Origin of the sequence: Pseudomonas asiatica (assembly GCF_040214835.1) — a bacterium.
Taxonomy (GTDB): Bacteria; Pseudomonadota; Gammaproteobacteria; order Pseudomonadales; family Pseudomonadaceae; genus Aquipseudomonas; species Aquipseudomonas putida_Z.
In genome coordinates, this window is record NZ_CP157874.1 from 2,651,180 (window position 1) to 2,669,352 (window position 18,173).

The window sequence follows — 18,173 nt, forward strand, 5'->3', positions numbered from 1 at the left end:
CCAGAGCGGCTTGGGCAAAAGTTTCATCTTCGTTCACCTGCGGAGTTGGCCCGCAACCTGCTATATCCAGCCTGCGAATTTGATCGAGTGGTCAGGCCGCGCGCGCCGTAGCCGTGCGTGCCTGCCCCTCTAAACGGCCAGCAGGCCACGGATTTCAGGGGCCGCAGGATGTCGCTCGCGGAGCAGATCGAACAACAACAAGACGATGCCGGCTGGAGCGCTCACCTGCAGTTGCGTTTCGTCAGGCGTGACGAGGTGACCCGCCTTGGTGCGTGGCGGCATTTCGGACCTCTTTTGGTGCAACGACCGTTCTATCCGGAAGGTGCGCCGTGCCATGTCTACGTGCTGCACCCACCCGGTGGGATCGTCGCCGGCGACCGCCTGGAGCTGGATATCCAGCTGGAGCCGGGTAGCCACGCGCTGCTGACCATGCCCGGCGCCAGCAAGTTCTACCGCAGCATCGGCCCGACCGCGCGGCTGGTCCAGCGTTTTCACCTGGCCGCCGACAGCACCCTGGAGTGGCTGCCGCAGGACAGCATCTTCTTCTCCGGTGCCCGCGCCAGCCTCGACAGCCGTTTCACCCTCGAACCGGGGGCGCGCCTGCTGGCCTGGGAAACCCTGTGCCTGGGGCGCCCGGTGATGAACGAGCGTTTCGAGCAGGGTGCCCTCGACAGCCGCCTGCACATCGAACTGCCCGACGAAGTGGGCCTGCACGAGCGCCTGCGCGTCGAAGGCGGGCGCCTGAGCAAGCTTGGCGGGCATCCGCTGCTGGCCACCTTCTGCGCCGCACCCGCCGACCAGGCTGTGCTGGATCTGGTGCGCCCGCTGCTCGACGAGATGGCCAACCCGGCCGGCGCGACCCTGCTCGGGTCGTTGCTGGTGATCCGCGTGCTCGACCATGACAACCAACACCTGCAACGCACCCTGCAACGCCTGTGGCATGTGCTGCGCCCGGCCGTCCTCGGCCTGCCGGCCTGCCCACCGCGTATCTGGGCCACCTGAGAGAGCGCCATGGAGCTGACCCCGAGAGAGAAAGACAAACTGCTGCTGTTCACCGCCGCGCTGCTGGCGGAGCGGCGCCTGGCCCGTGGCCTGAAACTCAACTACCCGGAAGCGGTGGCGTTGATCAGTGCCGCCGTGCTCGAAGGCGCCCGTGATGGCCGCACCGTCGCCGAGCTGATGAGCCTGGGGCGCGAAGTATTGAGCCGCGAGCAGGTAATGCCTGGCATCGCCGAAATGCTCCACGACGTGCAGGTCGAAGCGACCTTCCCGGATGGCACCAAGCTGGTGACCGTGCATGACCCCATCGTTTGAAGTTGCCCAGGAGCCCCGCATGATCCCAGGTGAAATCCAGGTCGCCGCCGGCGACATCGAGCTGAACAGCGGCCGCGCGACAGTCAGCGTCAGCGTGGCCAACCATGGCGACCGCCCGGTGCAGGTCGGCTCGCACTACCACTTTTACGAAGTCAACGAGGCGCTGGTGTTCGAGCGCGCGCCTACGCTGGGCTTTCGGCTGGACATCCCCGCGGGTACCGCCGTGCGCTTCGAGCCTGGCCAGGCGCGTACCGTGCAACTGGTGGCATACGCCGGCAAGCGCGAGGTCTACGGCTTCCAGGGCAAGGTGATGGGCGCGCTGGAGGGCAGGGCATGAGCCGCATTTCCCGCCAGGCCTATGCCGACATGTTCGGCCCCACCGTGGGCGACCGCTTGCGCCTGGCCGACACCGCGCTGTGGGTCGAGGTGGAGCACGACTTCACCATCTATGGCGAAGAGGTGAAGTTCGGTGGCGGCAAGGTCATCCGCGATGGCATGGGGCAGGGCCAGATGCTGGCTGCCGAAGCCATGGACCTGGTACTGACCAATGCCCTGATCATCGACCACTGGGGCATCGTCAAGGCCGATATCGGTATCAAGCACGGGCGTATCGCGGTGATCGGCAAGGCTGGCAACCCCGATGTGCAGCCGGGCGTGAACGTGCCAGTGGGCCCCGGCACCGAGGTGATCGCGGCCGAGGGCAAGATCGTCACCGCCGGTGGTGTCGACTCGCACATCCACTTCATCTGCCCGCAACAGGTGGACGAGGCGCTGAACAGCGGTGTCACCACCTTCATCGGCGGCGGTACCGGGCCAGCCACCGGCACCAACGCCACCACCTGCACGCCCGGCCCCTGGTACCTGGCGCGCATGCTCCAGGCTGCCGACAGCCTGCCGATCAACATCGGCTTGCTGGGCAAGGGCAACGCCTCGCGGCCGGAAGCGCTGCGCGAGCAGATCGCGGCCGGCGCCGTGGGCCTCAAGCTGCACGAAGACTGGGGTTCGACACCAGCAGCCATCGACTGCTGCCTGGGCGTGGCCGAGGAAATGGACATCCAGGTGGCGATCCACACCGACACCCTCAACGAGTCCGGCTGCATCGAAGACACCCTGTCGGCGATCGGCGACCGCACCATCCACACCTTCCACACCGAGGGTGCTGGTGGCGGTCACGCCCCGGACATCATCCGCGCGGCAGGGCAGGCCAACGTGTTGCCGTCCTCGACCAACCCGACCCTGCCGTACACGGTCAACACCGTGGACGAGCACCTGGACATGCTCATGGTCTGCCACCACCTGGACCCGAGCATCGCCGAAGACGTGGCCTTTGCCGAGTCGCGCATCCGCCGCGAAACCATCGCCGCCGAGGACATTCTCCACGACATGGGCGCCTTTGCCATGACTTCGTCCGACTCCCAGGCCATGGGCCGGGTTGGCGAGGTGGTGCTGCGCACCTGGCAGGTGGCCCACCAGATGAAACTGCGCCGCGGGCCACTGGCGCCGGACACCAGCTACAGCGACAACTTCCGGGTCAAGCGCTACATCGCCAAGTACACCATCAACCCGGCCCTGACCCACGGCATCGGCCACGAAGTGGGCTCGGTGGAAGTCGGCAAGCTGGCCGACCTGGTGCTGTGGGCGCCGGCGTTCTTTGCGGTCAAGCCGGCCCTGGTGATCAAGGGCGGAATGATCGTCACCGCGCCCATGGGTGACATCAACGGTTCCATCCCCACGCCGCAACCGGTGCATTACCGCCCGATGTTCGGCGCCCTGGGCGCGGCGCGGCATGCCACGCGCATGACCTTCCTGCCCCAGGCGGCGATGGACCGTGGCCTGGCCGAGGAGTTGAACCTGCGCAGCCTGATCGGCGTGGCCCACGGCTGCCGCCGGGTGCGCAAGCCCGACATGGTCCACAACACTTTGCAGCCGCTGATCGAGGTCGATGCGCAGACCTACCAGGTGCGTGCCGACGGCGAACTGCTGGTCTGCGAACCGGCCCGCGAACTGCCGCTGGCCCAGCGTTATTTTCTATTCTGAAGGAGCACCGATGATCGTCTTGACCCGCCGTATCACCGAGCCCGGCCAGCTGGGCGAAACCGGCACCGTTACCCTGGACGTGGACAGCCGCATCAAGAGCCGCCTGCGTGTGACCCTGGATGATGGTCGCGAGGCCGGGCTGATGCTCGAACGCGGCCACCTGCTGCGCGGAGGCGAACTGCTGGCCGATGCCGAGGGCACCCAGCTGATCCGTGTGCTGGCGGCGCCCGAGGCGGTGTCCACGGTGCGCTGCGCCGACCCGCACCTGCTGGCCCGCGCGGCCTATCACCTGGGCAACCGCCATGTACCGCTGCAGATCGAACCCGGCCTGTTGCGCTTCCAGCACGACCACGTGCTGGACGACATGTTGCGTGGCCTGGGCCTGACGGTAGAGGCCGAACAAGCGCCGTTCGAGCCTGAAGCGGGCGCCTACCAGAGCGCGCCGCACAGCCACAGCCATGCCCACGGCCACGATCACCCGTTCGTGCGCCTGCCTGCCCATTCCTGAACTGCCTGGAGCAACCGATGAAAAAGACTTTCGCCCTGTTTCTGCTGATGCTGGCTCTGCCTGCCTTCGCCCACCCCGGGCACGACGCCAACCCGCTGCAGGACGGCCTGCTGCACCCGCTGACCGGTCTTGACCACCTGCTGATGCTGCTGGGCACCGGTGTACTCGCCGCGTTGACCCGGCGCAGCCTGACGCTACCCCTGGCAACCCTGGCGGCGATGTTCGGCGGCGCGGTGTGCGGCCACCTGTTCGGCGATGTGCTGGGCATGGAAACCCTGATTGCCGTGTCGCTGCTGGTGGCTGCCGGTGCCGTGCTACTGCCCAGCCGCCAACTGCTGCTGGCCATGGCCATGCCGGTGTTCGCCCTGTTCCATGGCTGGGCCCATGGCGTGGAAGCCACGCCAAGCGCGTTCTGGCAGTTCAGCGCCGGCTTCGTCACGGTCAGCGGCCTGTTGCTGGCGGCCGGCTTTGCGGTCGGTTGCCTGTTGCGCAGGCATAGCGGCCTGCAGAAGGCCTTTGGCGGTGGCCTGCTGGCCGGCGCCGCGCTGGTACTGGCCGGTTGATGGACAGCGACCTGGCGTTGTTGCGCCTGCTGCAGCTGGCCAGCCCTGGCTTGCCGGTGGGTGGCTTCACCTACTCGCAAGGCCTGGAGTGGGCGGTCGAGGCGGGCTGGGTACGGGGCGTGGATGGTTTCGCTGCCTGGCAGCGCGAGCAGATCGACGACACCCTGGCCTGCCTCGACTGGCCGGTGCTGGCGCGCCTGTACCACGCCTGCCAGGCCGAGGACGCCGAGGCCTTCGGCCACTGGAGCCGCTTTCTGCTGGCCAACCGCGAAACCGCCGAGCTGCGCCTGGAAGAACAGCAGCGCGGCGCGGCGCTGGCACGGCTGCTGGACGGCTGGCAACTGGGCCAGGCACCGGCCTGGCGGGCCAGCCTCGAACTCACCCAGCTGGGCGGTATGGCCTGGCTGGCTGCGCACTGGGCGATCCCACTGCGCCAGTTGGCCCTGGGCCATGGTTTTGCCTGGCTGGAGGGCGCGGTAATGGCCGGGGTCAAGCTGGTGCCGTTCGGCCAGCAGGCTGCCCAGACCTTGCTGCGCGACCTGGGGGCGGGGCTGCCCGCGGCCCTCGACCAGGCGCTGGGCCTGGGTGATGACCAGCTAGGCGGCGGCCTGCCGTTGCTGGCCATTGCCTCATCGCGACACGAAACCCAATACACCCGATTGTTCCGTTCCTGAGGACTGCCTGCATGCAAAGCTATCAACAACCCCTGCGCGTCGGTGTCGGCGGCCCGGTCGGCTCCGGCAAGACGGCGCTGCTCGAAGCCTTGTGCAAGGCCATGCGCGACCACTACCAGATCGCAGTGGTCACCAACGACATCTACACCAAGGAGGACCAGCGTATCCTCACCGAAGCCGGGGCCCTTGAGCCGGAGCGCATCGTCGGTGTGGAAACCGGCGGCTGCCCGCACACGGCGATACGTGAGGACGCCTCGATGAACCTGGCGGCAGTCGAAGCCCTGGCGCGCAAGTTTGGCAACCTCGAGGTGATCTTCGTCGAAAGCGGCGGTGACAACCTGAGTGCCACTTTCAGCCCGGAGCTGGCCGACCTGACCATCTACGTGATCGACGTGGCCGAAGGCGAGAAGATCCCGCGCAAGGGTGGGCCGGGGATTACCAAGTCGGATTTCCTGGTGATCAACAAGACCGACCTGGCGCCCTATGTGGGGGCTTCGCTGGAAGTGATGGAGCGCGATACCCAGCGCATGCGCCCGCAGCGGCCATGGACCTTCAGCAACCTGAAGAAGGGCGAGGGGCTGCAGGCGGTGATCGACTTCATCGTCGAGCGCGGGATGCTGGGCGTGCGCGGGTGACATATCACGGCCCCCGTGGGAGCGGGCGCGCCCGCGAAACAGGCGACGCGGTGCTTGGCACCGGCTTTGCCGGTGTTCGCGGGCATGCCCGCTCCCACAAGGGAAATGTGTTGCCTCACGTTATTTGTGGCAGCGCGCCCCAGTGGCGTGGCTGAGTGACTGCAGGTTTGCGCGGGCTTTTGTAGGAGCGGCCTTGTGTCGCGAAAGGGCTGCAAGGCAGCCCCGGCAATTTGTGCGTCGACGCTGAATATCCTGGGGCCGCTTTGCGGTCCTTTCGCGACACAAGGCCGCTCCTACAACGACCGCGTACGGGCTGAGTATCACTTATGGCAGCAGCTGGGCTTGTCCGGCTGCCCTTCATAACGGTCATGGTGCCGCACCCAGTCCATGGTCCCGGCCTCATTGCGCCCCAGTGGCGCAATGTCGAGGAAGTTGTAGGTGTTGACCAGGATGTCCAGCCCGCGGGCATAGGTCGAATAGGTGTGGTACACGCTGCCATCCGGCTCGCGATAGAACGCACTCAGCCCGGGAAGCTCGCTTTCATCGCCCTCGTATGGCTCATAGTTGTACTGCCGCTGGCCCTCGCTGCCAACGCTGACGCCAAAGTCCTCGTTGAACCCGCTGCCATGTGACGAATACCAGGGGAACTGCCAGCCCATGCGCCGGCGGAAGGCCTGGAACTCGGCATACGGTGCCCGCGACACCGCCACCAGCGACACGTCGTGATGCGCCAGGTGCAGGTTGGCGCCGTCAAAGTGGTCGGCCAGGAACGAGCAGCCGTGGCAGCCTTCGCTCCAGCCCTCGGCGAACATGAAGTGGTAAACCAGCAACTGGCTGCGGCCCGCGAACAGGTCGGCCAGGCTCAGTTCGCCGTCCGGCCCCTCGAAGCGATAGTCGTGCTCCACCTTGACCCAGGGCAGGGCGCGACGGGCTGCGGACAGCGCGTCGCGGTGGTGGGTGAAGGCCTTTTCGTGCAGCCACAGTTGCCGGCGGGCCACCAGCCACTGGCTGCGCGAAACCACCGGGTGCCTGCTTTCGCTCGTGCTCATGGTGCTGTCTCCACATTGGGGGATTCACACACTAGTCGAGCACGGGCGGGTCGAATCGACAGGCCGCGGCGGCCGGGCGATGAGTGGTATTGCTCAGCCCGAATGGGCGATATGCCCTTCGGTCAGTTCATCCGCTGCTTCATCTTCCCCAGGCAGCGCGGTGATCACGCTGAAGTCGCTGACTTCCACCTGGCCACCGCCATAGCCCAGCAAATGGAAGGAAAACGCTTTGCGCGCGGTCGGGTTGTCGAAGCTGAACTCCATCTCCAGCGGCTCGTCGGCGGTGACTTTCACTTCGTCAGGCAAGCCCAGCGGTACGTCTTGCTCCAGCTGCTTGGCCTTGAGCTGGATATAGGCTGCGCGCTTGGGGTCCAGCGAACGTACCTTGACCCGTACGCGGGTATGCGAACCCTCGGGCATTTCCAGGTACTGGGCGCCGATCAGGTTGTCGGCCCAGTCATCTTTGATGCGCTTGCGCAGCTGGATCGGCGATGGGCCGCCGAACTGGTAACGCAGGTTGAGTGGTGTCTGCAGCAGGGACTGGTCGAGCACCCCGGCGAGGGCACCGATCTGCTGGCCGAGCAGGCTGTCGCCCGGGCCAAGGTAACGTGCCTGGTCGGCGATGAAGCCCTCGCTGGCGTAACGCCGGCAGCGCTGCTGGAAGTCGCATTCGGTGAACACACCCTGGCCGTCGTGATAACGCAGCATGCCGTTGGTGTAGGAGATCATCTCGCGACCGCTGTCGTAGTCGCGGTACAGCGAGCGACCGCCGAGCGCCATGGGGATGGGCAGGGCCAAGTAGTCGAGCAGGGAGGTGGCCAGGTCGATATGGCCATAGGTACCGCGCTTGATCCGTGGCAACTGCGCCTGCTCCGGCGCCAGGGTGAGGTTGAAGCCCCAGGACGAGGCCAGGCGCACACCGTCGATGCCGTGGGACTCGTCGGAAGTCACCACCACCAGGGTGTCCTTGAGCACGCCCTGGCGTTCGAGGTTGTCGAGGAATGCACCGAGTGCGTCGTCCAGGTAGGCGACTGCCGCCTGTTTCGGCGTGTCGTAGCGCTCCAGGTACTCGGCCGGTGCCGAGTAGGGCTGGTGGGTGCCCACGGTGAGCAGGGTCAGCATCCATGGCTTGTCCTGCTTTTGCAGCTGGCCGACGTAATCCAGCGCACCCTCGAAGAAGGCGCGGTCATCTTTGCCCCAGGGGAAGTCCAGGTAGTTCCTGTTGCGGAACCACTCCTGGCCGTGCACCGCGTCAAAGCCGATGTGCGGCATGATGCGGTCCTTGGCCATGAAGCGCAGGCCGGCGCCCTGCAGGTAGTGGGTGGTGAAGCCGGCCTGGCGCAACTGCGCCGGCAGGCAGGCCTGGTTGCGTTCGTTCTGGGTCAGCAGTTCCACGCCCTTGGGCGTGCCGTTGGCCAGCTTGTCGTAGTCACCGCACAGCATTGCGTACAGGCCACGGATGGTCTGATGGGTATGCAGCACGTAGTCCGGGGTGTTCATGCCGCGCTCGGCCCACTGGCTGAGTTTGGGCATCAGCTCTTCGTCGAAGCGGCTGTGCAGGGCCTGGCGGTTGGGCCGCAGGTAGGCCCCGGGGATGCCTTCCACGGTGATGACCAGCAGGTTGCGGGCGTTGCCTGGCCCGGCGAGCAGGCGCTGGCCATGCAGGTCGGACTGGGTCAGGCCGGTGCTGGCCAGAGGGGTGAAGGTTTGCGTACGGCCCATCCAGCCTTCGACCTGGCGCTGCAGGTTGCCGGCCCCGGCCGACAGCAGCTGATGGGTGAGGTTGTATTGCCGCCATTGGTCGGCGTCGGAAGGTACCAGTTGCTGGCTGCCCCAATGGGCGCCGAACAGTAGCAGCGGAATGGCCCAGGCCGTGCGTGGCAGCGGCTGGCTGGGTTGGGTGCGGCTGCGCCAGGCGCTGGCCAGCCAGGCCAGCAGGCCGGCGCCCATGGCCCACGGCAGCCAGGCATGGGCCAGGCCGCCACCGGTCGAGTTTTCCATGAACTGCGGGTCGAGCAGGTACGTCAGGTCGGCGCTGGTGGGCAACCGGCCCACCGCGCTCACCAGTTCAGCCGAAGCCACCCAGAGGGCCGCCCAGGCCAGCAATACGGGGAACGCCAGCCACCACGGCCGACGGTGCAGCAGCAAGACCAGCAAGCTGCCGAGGGCGAGGTCGGACAGGTAACCGAGTGGGTTGGACCAGCCCAGCATGGCGCGCGTACCCAGTGGGATCACCAGTACCAGGGTCGCCAGGGCGACAAGCCGGGTACGTGGGTGGTCTGACAGGTTCTTCACAAAAACATCCCTTTTGCCATTAAATCGTCATGCAACTGTGCTTGATGATAACAGGCCGTGGCAGGGAAGGCGGTCCGGGACAAGGCTGGTAACCAAAAGCCGGGCCCGTTCGCGCGAGCCCGGCCGATGGCAAGTATCAGAAGTAGTAGGGGAATTTCAGGCTGAAGGAAAAGTCCGGCGCGTCATCGGTCAGACCAATGGCCAGGTTGGGCACGATGGTCAGGTTGTCGGTGGCGGCGAAGGTCATGCCGATGTTGAAGTTGGCCGCGTTGTAGTCGCTGTTGGAGATCGACTGCCAGTCGCCGCCATCCGGTTTTATCTTGCTCTTGCGGGCGAACTGGTCGGACACCGAGAACGACATGCTCATCTTCTCGTTCAGGGCAAAGGCGATACCGCCGCCGATCTGCCACGAGTCGCCCAGCTTCACATCGCCCGGCACCTTGCTGTTGACCTGTGGGCTGATGTCGCTGAACGAGTCTTCCATGTTGTAGGTGTAGGACAGGCTGCCGAACAGCACGGCGGGGTCGAAGGTCTTGACCAGCGAGATGCCCGGCGTGATCGACCAGACGCCGTTGCCGGTCGGCAGGCTTTCCGGTACTGACAGGTTGTCGTTGCCCTCTACCTGGCGCAGTTTTATGCCATAGGGGTCTTTGCCGGTCGGCGCCTTGATGCGCAAGGTCGCGACGGCGTCAGGCCAGGTCTCGTCTTCGTCGAGGAACTTGTAGGCGACACCGACGTTGACGTCGCCGATTTCCGGGTCGCGGGTTACGGTTTCGTCCGAGGTGCTTGCCCCGGCGCCGCCCGCACCGCCGGAAGAGTAGGTGGATTCGCGGTACACCACCGGGACGTTGATGTCGAACTGCCAGCGCTGGGCGAGGTTGTAGCGGGCAGTCATGTCCAGGGTCCAGTTATCTGCCTTAACCCGGTCAAGGTTGATACTGCCGAGGAATATCGAGTCCAGCGCCAGGAAGCCGTTGAGCACAAGCGCCCGGGTATCGTAGTGGGTATAGGTGACACCGGTCTCGAAGCTGAACTTGCCGCCGCCGAAGAAGCCGCTGGCCTCATCGTACAGGTTGGACACGCTCTGAGCCGGTTCAGCGTCGGCGGTCAGCGCCTGGCCATAGGAGCTGCCGGTGGTGCCCGGTGCACCCGATGCCACAGTCTGTGCACCTTTGACCCCTTCGGCCGGGGACCTGACCAGACGTTTGGGTGGGGGGGCTGCCGGGGTTTCTTCTACCTGGCGCACGCGCTGCTCCAGCACCATCAGTGCTTGCTGCTGGGCTTCGTAGCGTTGTTTCAGTTCCATCAGTTCCTGCTTGAGAGCCTCGACCTGAGGGTCGGCTGCGGCGTAAAGCAATGTGGCCGGGGCCAAGGTGGTCAAACACACAAAAGCTTTGAGCGATAAAGATCGGTGCATGGAATTGCCGTCCCTGCCGACTACTTTTGATGAGACTGAGCGTAGATCAGTATCCAAATGTGCGAAGACCTTTGAGCTGATCGAGGCTACCGTTCAGCGACGCGGCTGTCGGCACGCTTTCGCGCATCACTACATTGAGCGTGGTGACGTTATTGACCCGGTTGCCATTGCCCAGCAGCGTCGAGTTCTGCATCAGGCCACCCTGCGCCAGGCGCTGCACGCTGCTGCCCTGGTTGTTACTGGCACTGATATTGAACTGCACCCCTACGCCGCTGGCGGACACACTCAGCGCGCCTGCGCCGTTTGCGCCTGTCAGTGTCTGGCCGTTGGCCAGTGCCTGGCCCTGTGGCTGCGCGGTAGGCGCCTGGTCGGCCTTGGAAACATTGATGGCGACATTGTTGTAGGCGGTATTGTTGTCGCCAGCTGCGCGTACCACCTGGGTAACACCCTCTGTGGTGTTGAGGCCGGCGCCGCCTGTAACGGTACCGGTGCCCGGTGCCGTGGCTCCAGCTGACGCTGTGCCAGTGCCGCTTTCGTCGATCAACGACACGTAGAATTGCGGTTTGATGGTCGACTGCTGAATCTGCATCGTGCTCGTCGCGCCGATCACGTCCCCTTTGGCATTCTGCCAGGTGCTGGACATGACAATGCCGAAACTCACGATCCGCCCCGGCATCACGTAGCGGCCACGCAAGGTCGCCAGCTCATGGTCCTTCAGCTCGATGGGCTTGAAGGTTTCGGCCTGGGTAGGAAGGCTGACGGTCAGGCATGCGATTGCAAGCCAGAATGCATTCTTCATTGGGGTGCTCCCCGGAGCCTCGTGCTCCTTGTCGTTGCAAGAGTCGTTAGAAGAAGTCGCTTTTGATGAACCCGAAGTCCAGCAGCTCTGCATCCTGCACCGGGGTGAAGTTGTTCACCCGGCCCTTGGCGGTCAGGGGCAGGGGCGGGTCGAGCAGGATGTTGTTCTTGTCGTAGCCCTGGCCGATCACGGCGAAGATGATGCCGTTCCAGCCCTTGAGAAAGTCGTCGACCCTGTAGCGCTTGTGGCCCAGTACCGGGTCACCGATGTACACCCAGCCCTTGTCTACCTTCTGCATGACCACGAAGTGCTTGTAGCCGCGCACGTCCATCAGCACCACGACCGGAATGCGCACGCTGTGCAGGGTCTCGGGCGCCACCCGGTAGCCGCGGGCACGCATCCCCAGGCTTTCCACGTAGCGTTTCATGTCGAGCATCGAGAAGCCTTGCGTGCGCACCAGGTCCTGGTCGGCGTGGGCCAGCATGCCTTCGATGATCTGTTGTTCGTCCACGTCCAGCCAGTAGGCCTGGCGCAGGATGGTGGCCAGCGCGGCGGCGCCGCAGCTGAAGTCGGTCTTCTGTTGCACCAGGTCGGCGAACTTGCGCTCGCGTACGCTCTGGATGGGCTTGAACACCACGGCGCCGCCCGGGAGGACGGACAGCGGCATTTGTGCAGCTTCGCTCACGCTGGCCAGGCACAGCAAAAACGCCAGGGCAATGATGCGCATGATCGGATGCCTTCCGGTTCTGTTGAAGAAAGGCCCCCCGAAGGGGGCCTCAAGCGCAGCGATCAGAACGAGGTGTTGGAGATGGCCAGCGAGTTGCTCTGCTGGTTGCCCACACCGGCTGCCACGTTCACGCCCAGGTTGCCGCTGCCACCGTTCACCGAACCGCTAAGGGTTGCAGTGTTGGTAACAGGGTTGGCCCAGCCGGTCGGGGTCAGCACTTGGAAGGACACGGTATTGCTCAAGTCGTAGGCACTGCTTTCGCTGTAGCTCTTCGACACGTCGTTCGACGATTGAGACGATTTCTCGCCAGACTTTTCAAACGCCGATTCCGATGCGTTGGCATAGGTCGACTCGTGAGCCTTCTCATACGAGGAGTCGCGAGACTTCTCGTAGGCCGATGCGCGAGTCTTGTCGTACGACGATTCGTGGTTGCGGTCGAAGGAAGACTCGTTCGACTTGTCGAATGACGAGTCGAACGCTTTCTCGAACGACGCGTCGTACGAGCTGTCACGTGTGCGGTCTACATCGACATTGAGCGATGCGTTGAGCGATGCATCGAAGCTGTCGGTGCGGGTGCGTTCGCGACGGCCGTCATCGGTGGTCACGGTACGGCTGGCATCGGCTGCAGCTGCCAGGGTGGCACTCAGGCTGGAGCTGCTGGACGAACTGGCAGTGGCGCCAACCGAGCCACTGGCATTCCAGCTGTTGGAGCCGCTGGCACTGGAGCTATTGGAACCACTGGCACTGGAGCTGTTCGACCCGCTGGCACTGGAGGTCTTCGAGCCACTGGCATTCATGCTGCTCGAACCACTGGAGGTCCAGCCATTGGAACCACTGGAACTGGCACTTTGCGAGCCGGCCACGCTGAAGCTCGAGGACGAGCTGCGGTCGTCGGTCGAGTTGAACGTGCCCTCACGCGAGCTGGAACCGCTCTTGGTGGTGGTGATGGTCAGTGTATCCACCCGGTAGGTGCGGTCGGCGCCGTTGTTCACCGTCAGGCCTGGGCCGTTCTGGTCGGCAGAGGCGGTGGCGGTGGCGTTGCCCAGTGGGGCTCCGGTGTTGGCGATGGCCATGGTGTTCTTCTGCTGGTTCAGGTCGCCGCCAGCGATGTTGACGCCGACGTTACCCTCTGCACCATCGGCCGAGCCGGTCATGACTGCCGAGTTCTGGGTGGACCAGTTGTCGACACGGTTGTTGTTGCTGAACTGGCTAACGTCAGCGGTGGCTTCGGCGGAGCCGAACACGAAGCTGTTGTCCAGGCTGGATTCGGACGATGCGTTGGCAATGGCCGCAGCATTGTCCTGCTGGTTGCCGTTACCGGCCGCCACGTTGACACCTACGTTGCCGCTGGCACCCGAAGCCGAGCTGCTCATCTCGGCTTCGTTGATGGTGCCTTGGTTGGTGATGGTGTTGCCGGTGCTGCGCTGGCTGTCCATGGCGTTGGCGGTGGCAAACACAGGGATCCTGGTGGGAGGAGGCGTGTGCTGCCCGTTGTTGTGGTGACCATTGTGGTGCCCGCCACGCCGGTCGTTCTGATCAGCTTGTACAGCAACAGCCATGACCGCAGCAATTGCGAAAACCAGAGGCTTGATTGCCATCGAGGGTTTCATGGTGATTCTCCGTACGATTAGGTTAAGTGTCGTTCTTGACTGGCAGGGTCAATCCGCGACCCGGATGCTCAGGGTGTTGGCCATGCGGTTTCCCACCCCGGCACTCTGGTTCAACTGAATCACTCCACGGCTACCGGTGAAGGCCTGGTCACTGGTGGTGACCTGGCGATGGCCAGTTGAAGTGTCAATCGGACCGGAGTTGTTGAGCAGCGCCACGTTCTGCTGCATGAGGACGCTGTCGTCGATGCTTTGCGGCTGGGCACCGATACTGATGCTCAGTGCGTTCGCTTGCTGGGTGTTGGCGCCGGCGCTCTGGTTGATCCCGAGGGCGCCGCTACCGTTGCTGAAGGCGTCGCCCTGTATGGTCGAGCGTGCGTTCATTGCGGGGTCTGCAGGGGTGTTCAGGCGCTGGCGGATCTGCGTGGTGGCGCTGGCCTCGGGCCCAACGGCGAAGGCGCGCGCGTTGGCCTGTTGCTGTTGGTCACCGGCCGCTTGATTGACCGACAGGTTGCCCTGGTAACGGCTGCCCGAATTGTCGATATCGGCGTTGTTGATCACGGGAACCGGGGATTGCGCGAAGGTCGATGTACTGCACAGCGTGATCAGGATCAGCAGCGTGTGCTTCATCTCACTTGCCTCCGGTCAGGATCTGCAGCGGCGCCAGGCCGCGCTGCAAGCTCGAATTGACCATGTTCGAGATGCCATTGCCCGAGCCCGTGCCGCGGCCACCGGCCAGGTTGGGCAGCTGGGACTGGTTGTTGAGGTTGCCGCCCAGGTTGTTGGTCTGCTGGGTAATCAGGGTACTGATACCTGCACCGCTGCTGATGTTGGCGAAGTCGCCATCACTCAGTTCGTTGGTTTGCTTGAGGATGTGGGCGGAAGGGTTGGCATTGACGGTGGTGGGGTTGGGGTCGGGTCGTAACGGCGGGACAACGGCGTTGCGTGTCTGCACGTCACGGGTTATCACGATGATGCCGTTGTCGGCCTGGGCCGTCAGGCCCAACGAGCCCAGCACACATCCCATCAGCAACAGGTGATAGAGGCGTTTGTCAGTTTTCCTCACGACGGCAACTCCTTCAATGAGCGCTGGCCCTGTTCAGCGATGCGAACCAGGCAGCAGAAGGTGTGCCGCTTTTGAGAAGCGTTTTCAGATCAAAAGCTTAAGGTGAGTACCATGACAAGCTGCGGCGTATTTTGTCTCAGGATTGAAACAGGCAGCCGCTGGCGGTGCAGGCAAAGCCAGTGTTGGCCTTGATTGGAAGGGTTTTTGCAGGAGTGTTTCAGCGCCTTGACACTACCTTCGACGCCCAGCAAAACCCCATGTTTTCAGGGGCTTCGCCCCACAGGGGTGTGTCGGTGGATTAACACTCGGTGGGGCAGGATGGCGCATCGCTACCAATGAACCTAGCCACTGTTTGTAGTGCCAGCAACTGGCGTTGCGGCCAATTGCCCTCAATTATTTTGTACGCCTGGTCATGCCGTTGCAGCCAGTGCAGGCTGTCGTCGAAAAAGCGCTGGCGGTCGCGCAGTTCGGGCTGGCTGCGCTGGCCATCGGCAACCCAATCCACGCCTTGCGGGCTCAGCAGCAGGTGCAGGTGGTAATGCCGTGCCAGCAGCGCCTGCTCCAGCCAGGCCGGGCAGTCGCCGAACAGGGCGTGGCTCCAGAGCATGTTACTGAGCAGATGGGTGTCGAGAATCAGCAGCGGCGGTGCCTGCTCGCGTGCGTGGTCTTCCCAGGCCAGCTGGCCGCGGGCGATGGCAGGGATGTCGGCATAGCAGGTGTCGCGGCATTCCTGGTCGATGAAGTGGCGCACGTATTCGGCCACCACCACGCCGCCGAAATGCGCCTGGATCACCCCGCTGAGCCAGCTCTTGCCGCTGGATTCCGGGCCGCACAGCACCAGTACTTTCATGGATTGTGCCACGCTCATGGCTGCACCAACGCCGGGTCACGGCGCCATTCCAGCCAGCCACGCACGGCAATCAGGGTGAGCACGGCGAAGAAGCCTGCGGTGAAGTACAGCTGCTGGTGCAGGTACTGGCCCACGTAGATGATGTCTACCACCACCCACAGCGGCCAGCACTGCAGGCGCTTCTGCGCCATCCACAGTTGTGCCACCAGGCTGAAGCCGGTCAGGGTAGCGTCCAGCCAGGGCAGGGCGGCGTCGGTCCAGGTGGCCATCGCCGCGCCCAGGGCGGCGCTCAGCAGCACCCCGCCGGCCAGGCCGGCGAGCAATGCCGGGCGCTGCAGGCGGGTGACCTGGCGGGCGTCTTCAGCATGGCCCGGGCGCTTCCATTGCCACCAGCCGTAGACCTGCAGGATGGCATAGGCCACTTGCAGCAGCATGCCCGAGTACAGCTTCACCTCGTAGAACAGCCAGCCATAGATCAGCACCATGACCAGGCCGATCGGCCAGCACCAGGCGTTCTGCTTGACCGTGAGCCAGACAGCGGTGACGCCGAGGACGGCGGCGATGAGTTCAAGGCCGGACATCGGCGATCCTTGGAGACTGCGGGGGAGGGGCGCGATTGTAGCGGGTCGGCCGGGGAAGGTGTAGGGCGTTGGGGCCTTTGGGGCTGCTTTGCAGCCCATCGCGACACAAGGCCGCTCCTACAGGGGGACGCGATCGTCTGTAGGAGCGGCCTTGTGTCGCGAAAGGGGCGCAAAGCGCCCCCGGCATTCTCAACCTTACACCCGGAACTGCCGCAACAACTGCTCCAGCTCTTCGCTCAGCTGCCCCAGCGCCATCCCGGCATCGCTGGACTGCCGCGCCGCATCGGCGGTCTGCTGGGACAACCCGGCAGTATCCAGCACGTTGCGGTTGATCTCTTCGACCACGTGTGACTGTTGCAAGGTGGCGCTGGCAATGGAGGCATTCAACGCAGTGAGGTTGTTCAGCGACTGGTTGATGGCATCCAGGCTGGCACCGGCCTCGCGGGCCTGCTCGACGGTCTGGCGCGAGGCCTCGCTGCTGGTGTCGATGGCCTTGACCGCAGCGTCCGACTGGCTTTGCAGGTGCTCGATCATGGTATGGATCTCGGCCGTCGACTGCGCCGTGCGCTGGGCCAGCAGGCGCACCTCGTCGGCGACCACGGCAAAGCCGCGGCCTTGCTCGCCGGCCCGCGCCGCCTCGATGGCTGCGTTCAGCGCCAGCAGGTTGGTCTGTTCTGCGATGGAGCGGATCACGTCCAGCACACCACCGATGCGCGTGCTGTGCCCGGCCAGGTCGCGGATCACCTGCACGGCCTGGTCGATGGTCAGCGACAGCCGGTCGATCTGCGCCAGGCTGCCGTGAATGGCCTCCTGGCCGTGTGCTACCTGCTGTTGCGCGGTGCGCATTTCGCCAGCGGCCTGTTCGGCGGTCTTGGCCACGTCCTGCACGGCGTAGGTCACTTCGTTGACCGCAGTGGCCACCTGGTCCATCTGCAGCGATTGCTGGGCGCTGTGCTGTTGCGCGGCACCGGCATTGTCGCCGACATGCCCGGCGGACCGGGCCAGGGCATGGGCCGCCCCTTGCAACTGGCCGACCACGCCTTGCAGCTTGCCGTTGAAGCGGTTGAAGTGTTCGCCCAGGTGGGTGATTTCGTCACGGCCGTGAGTGTCCAGGCGCCGGGTCAGGTCGCTTTCGCCGCTGGCGATGTTGCCCATGGCCTGCACCGCTTCCTGCAGCGGGCGGGCGATGCTGCGGGCAATCAGCATGACCACCAGCGCCATCAGCAGGGCAATGGCCACGCCTACCAGCGAGGCGTCACGCAACTGGCGAGCGAATTCGGCCTGCACATCGTCGACATACACGCCTGAGCCGATGATCCAGCCCCAGGGCTTGAACAGCTGGATGTAGGACGTCTTGGCCACCGGCTCGCTGGCACCGGGCTTGGGCCAGCGGTAGTTGACCGGCCCGGCGTCCTGCTGCCGGGCCAGGGCGACCATCTCGTTGAACACGGCAAAGCCGTCGGGGTCACGGATGGCCGACAGGTCCTGGCCGTCGAGCTTGGGGTTGGCCGGATGCATGATCATCTTCGGCCCCAGGTCGTTGATCCAGAAGTAGTCGTTCTGGTCGTAGCGCAGCGCGCGTACCACTTGCAGCGCCTGTTGCTGGGCCGCTTCGCGGCTGAGTGTGCCGGCTGCTTCCAGGCCTTGGTAATAGGCCAGCACACCGGCTGCGGTCTGTACCACGTGGCGGGTCTTTTCCGCTTTGGCCTGGTACAGGTCACCGTGGATCTGGCGCAGCATCAGCAGGCCCAATACCACCAGCATGGCCACCGCCACCAAAAGGATCAGCCACAGACGGCGGCTGATAGACATCGATCTCAGGGTTTTCATACCACAGCTCCCGCATTGTTCTTTTTATTCAGGCGCATCCAAGCATGCTTTGCGCCACGCCCCCACTCGACTAATGGCTAAGTGCTATCCATCCAATAGTCTGCAGCAGTTTGTACAAGGCGATTGCAAACGCGCTCTGCTAGGATTTCGGCCGCGCAAGATGAAACCTTTAGGCGGCGTGAACTTTTCTACTGGCATTGCGCCCAACAGTCGCTGTAAAA

The 18,173-nt window shown here is 64.4% G+C and carries 19 protein-coding genes and 1 pseudogene; 8 read left to right on the forward strand and 12 right to left on the reverse strand.

The window, feature by feature from the left end; all coding sequences use genetic code 11:
* The first annotated feature begins 168 nt into the window (after nucleotides 1-168).
* From ABNP31_RS11895 to ureG, 8 genes are read left to right on the forward strand one after another with little or no spacing between them, the layout of a single operon-like run.
* Nucleotides 169-1,002 carry an urease accessory protein UreD gene (locus ABNP31_RS11895; RefSeq protein WP_350013349.1) on the forward strand — a complete coding sequence of 278 codons (834 nt, stop codon included), beginning with the start codon at nucleotides 169-171 and terminating at the stop codon, nucleotides 1,000-1,002.
* A gap of 9 nt (nucleotides 1,003-1,011) precedes the next feature.
* Nucleotides 1,012-1,314 carry an urease subunit gamma gene (locus ABNP31_RS11900; protein ID WP_003256923.1) on the forward strand — a complete coding sequence of 101 codons (303 nt, stop codon included), beginning with the start codon at nucleotides 1,012-1,014 and terminating at the stop codon, nucleotides 1,312-1,314.
* 19 nt (nucleotides 1,315-1,333) lie between these two features.
* Entirely contained in the window at nucleotides 1,334-1,651 is a 318-nt protein-coding gene (locus ABNP31_RS11905; RefSeq protein ID WP_015270155.1) for an urease subunit beta, read from the forward strand.
* A complete protein-coding gene (ureC, locus tag ABNP31_RS11910) occupies nucleotides 1,648-3,351 on the forward strand; it encodes an urease subunit alpha (RefSeq protein ID WP_350013350.1) in 1,704 nt (567 codons plus the stop codon). Before ABNP31_RS11905 ends, ureC begins: the two co-directional genes overlap by 4 nt.
* Before the next feature lie 10 nt (nucleotides 3,352-3,361).
* Nucleotides 3,362-3,859: an urease accessory protein UreE gene (ureE, locus tag ABNP31_RS11915; RefSeq protein WP_238066160.1), complete on the forward strand. Its 498-nt coding sequence runs from the start codon at nucleotides 3,362-3,364 to the stop codon at nucleotides 3,857-3,859.
* Nucleotides 3,860-3,876: 17 nt separating this feature from the next.
* A complete protein-coding gene (locus ABNP31_RS11920) occupies nucleotides 3,877-4,422 on the forward strand; it encodes a HupE/UreJ family protein (protein ID WP_025339423.1) in 546 nt (181 codons plus the stop codon).
* Nucleotides 4,422-5,096: an urease accessory protein UreF gene (locus ABNP31_RS11925; RefSeq protein WP_075045400.1), complete on the forward strand. Its 675-nt coding sequence runs from the start codon at nucleotides 4,422-4,424 to the stop codon at nucleotides 5,094-5,096. The genes ABNP31_RS11920 and ABNP31_RS11925 overlap by 1 nt, the downstream gene beginning before the upstream one ends.
* An 11-nt stretch (nucleotides 5,097-5,107) precedes the next feature.
* Nucleotides 5,108-5,731 carry an urease accessory protein UreG gene (gene ureG, locus ABNP31_RS11930; RefSeq protein WP_010953755.1) on the forward strand — a complete coding sequence of 208 codons (624 nt, stop codon included), beginning with the start codon at nucleotides 5,108-5,110 and terminating at the stop codon, nucleotides 5,729-5,731.
* A gap of 320 nt (nucleotides 5,732-6,051) precedes the next feature.
* Here the strand turns inward: ureG and ABNP31_RS11935 are convergent, their stop codons facing one another.
* The 12 genes and pseudogenes from ABNP31_RS11935 to mcpP form a co-directional block, all read right to left on the reverse strand.
* Nucleotides 6,052-6,780: a DUF899 domain-containing protein gene (locus tag ABNP31_RS11935; protein WP_085663692.1), complete on the reverse strand. Its 729-nt coding sequence runs from the start codon at nucleotides 6,778-6,780 to the stop codon at nucleotides 6,052-6,054.
* 93 nt (nucleotides 6,781-6,873) lie between these two features.
* Nucleotides 6,874-9,075: an LTA synthase family protein gene (locus ABNP31_RS11940; protein ID WP_238066161.1), complete on the reverse strand. Its 2,202-nt coding sequence runs from the start codon at nucleotides 9,073-9,075 to the stop codon at nucleotides 6,874-6,876.
* A 136-nt stretch (nucleotides 9,076-9,211) separates the two neighbouring features.
* Nucleotides 9,212-10,492 (reverse strand): hypothetical protein, encoded by a 1,281-nt coding sequence (locus ABNP31_RS11945; protein WP_085663690.1) that lies wholly within the window; start codon nucleotides 10,490-10,492, stop codon nucleotides 9,212-9,214.
* A gap of 46 nt (nucleotides 10,493-10,538) precedes the next feature.
* Nucleotides 10,539-11,291 (reverse strand): hypothetical protein, encoded by a 753-nt coding sequence (locus ABNP31_RS11950; RefSeq protein ID WP_085663689.1) that lies wholly within the window; start codon nucleotides 11,289-11,291, stop codon nucleotides 10,539-10,541.
* A 46-nt stretch (nucleotides 11,292-11,337) separates the two neighbouring features.
* Nucleotides 11,338-12,018, reverse strand: a complete 681-nt coding sequence (locus ABNP31_RS11955; RefSeq protein WP_085591260.1) for a C39 family peptidase — start codon at nucleotides 12,016-12,018, stop codon at nucleotides 11,338-11,340.
* 62 nt (nucleotides 12,019-12,080) lie between these two features.
* Complete coding sequence (locus tag ABNP31_RS11960) at nucleotides 12,081-13,628, reverse strand: heme utilization protein (RefSeq protein WP_085591258.1); 1,548 nt, start codon at nucleotides 13,626-13,628, stop codon at nucleotides 12,081-12,083.
* 48 nt (nucleotides 13,629-13,676) lie between these two features.
* Nucleotides 13,677-14,255 (reverse strand): adhesin, encoded by a 579-nt coding sequence (locus ABNP31_RS11965; RefSeq protein ID WP_075045393.1) that lies wholly within the window; start codon nucleotides 14,253-14,255, stop codon nucleotides 13,677-13,679.
* Nucleotide 14,256: 1 nt separating this feature from the next.
* Nucleotides 14,257-14,691 (reverse strand): hypothetical protein, encoded by a 435-nt coding sequence (locus tag ABNP31_RS11970; RefSeq protein WP_085663687.1) that lies wholly within the window; start codon nucleotides 14,689-14,691, stop codon nucleotides 14,257-14,259.
* Between the two features lie 298 nt (nucleotides 14,692-14,989).
* Nucleotides 14,990-15,559, reverse strand: a complete 570-nt coding sequence (locus ABNP31_RS11975) for an AAA family ATPase (RefSeq protein WP_350013351.1) — start codon at nucleotides 15,557-15,559, stop codon at nucleotides 14,990-14,992.
* A complete protein-coding gene (gene pnuC, locus ABNP31_RS11980; RefSeq protein WP_025339412.1) occupies nucleotides 15,556-16,122 on the reverse strand; it encodes a nicotinamide riboside transporter PnuC in 567 nt (188 codons plus the stop codon). The genes ABNP31_RS11975 and pnuC overlap by 4 nt, the downstream gene beginning before the upstream one ends.
* Before the next feature lie 195 nt (nucleotides 16,123-16,317).
* The gene (locus ABNP31_RS26210; protein ID WP_410902999.1) at nucleotides 16,318-17,052 is read right to left on the reverse strand and encodes a methyl-accepting chemotaxis protein; all 735 of its coding nucleotides are present in this window, start codon (nucleotides 17,050-17,052) and stop codon (nucleotides 16,318-16,320) included.
* Nucleotides 17,053-17,238: 186 nt separating this feature from the next.
* Nucleotides 17,239-17,952 (reverse strand): annotated as a pseudogene (mcpP, locus tag ABNP31_RS26215) (methyl-accepting chemotaxis protein McpP); the annotation flags it as partial.
* Nucleotides 17,953-18,173 lie beyond the last annotated feature (221 nt).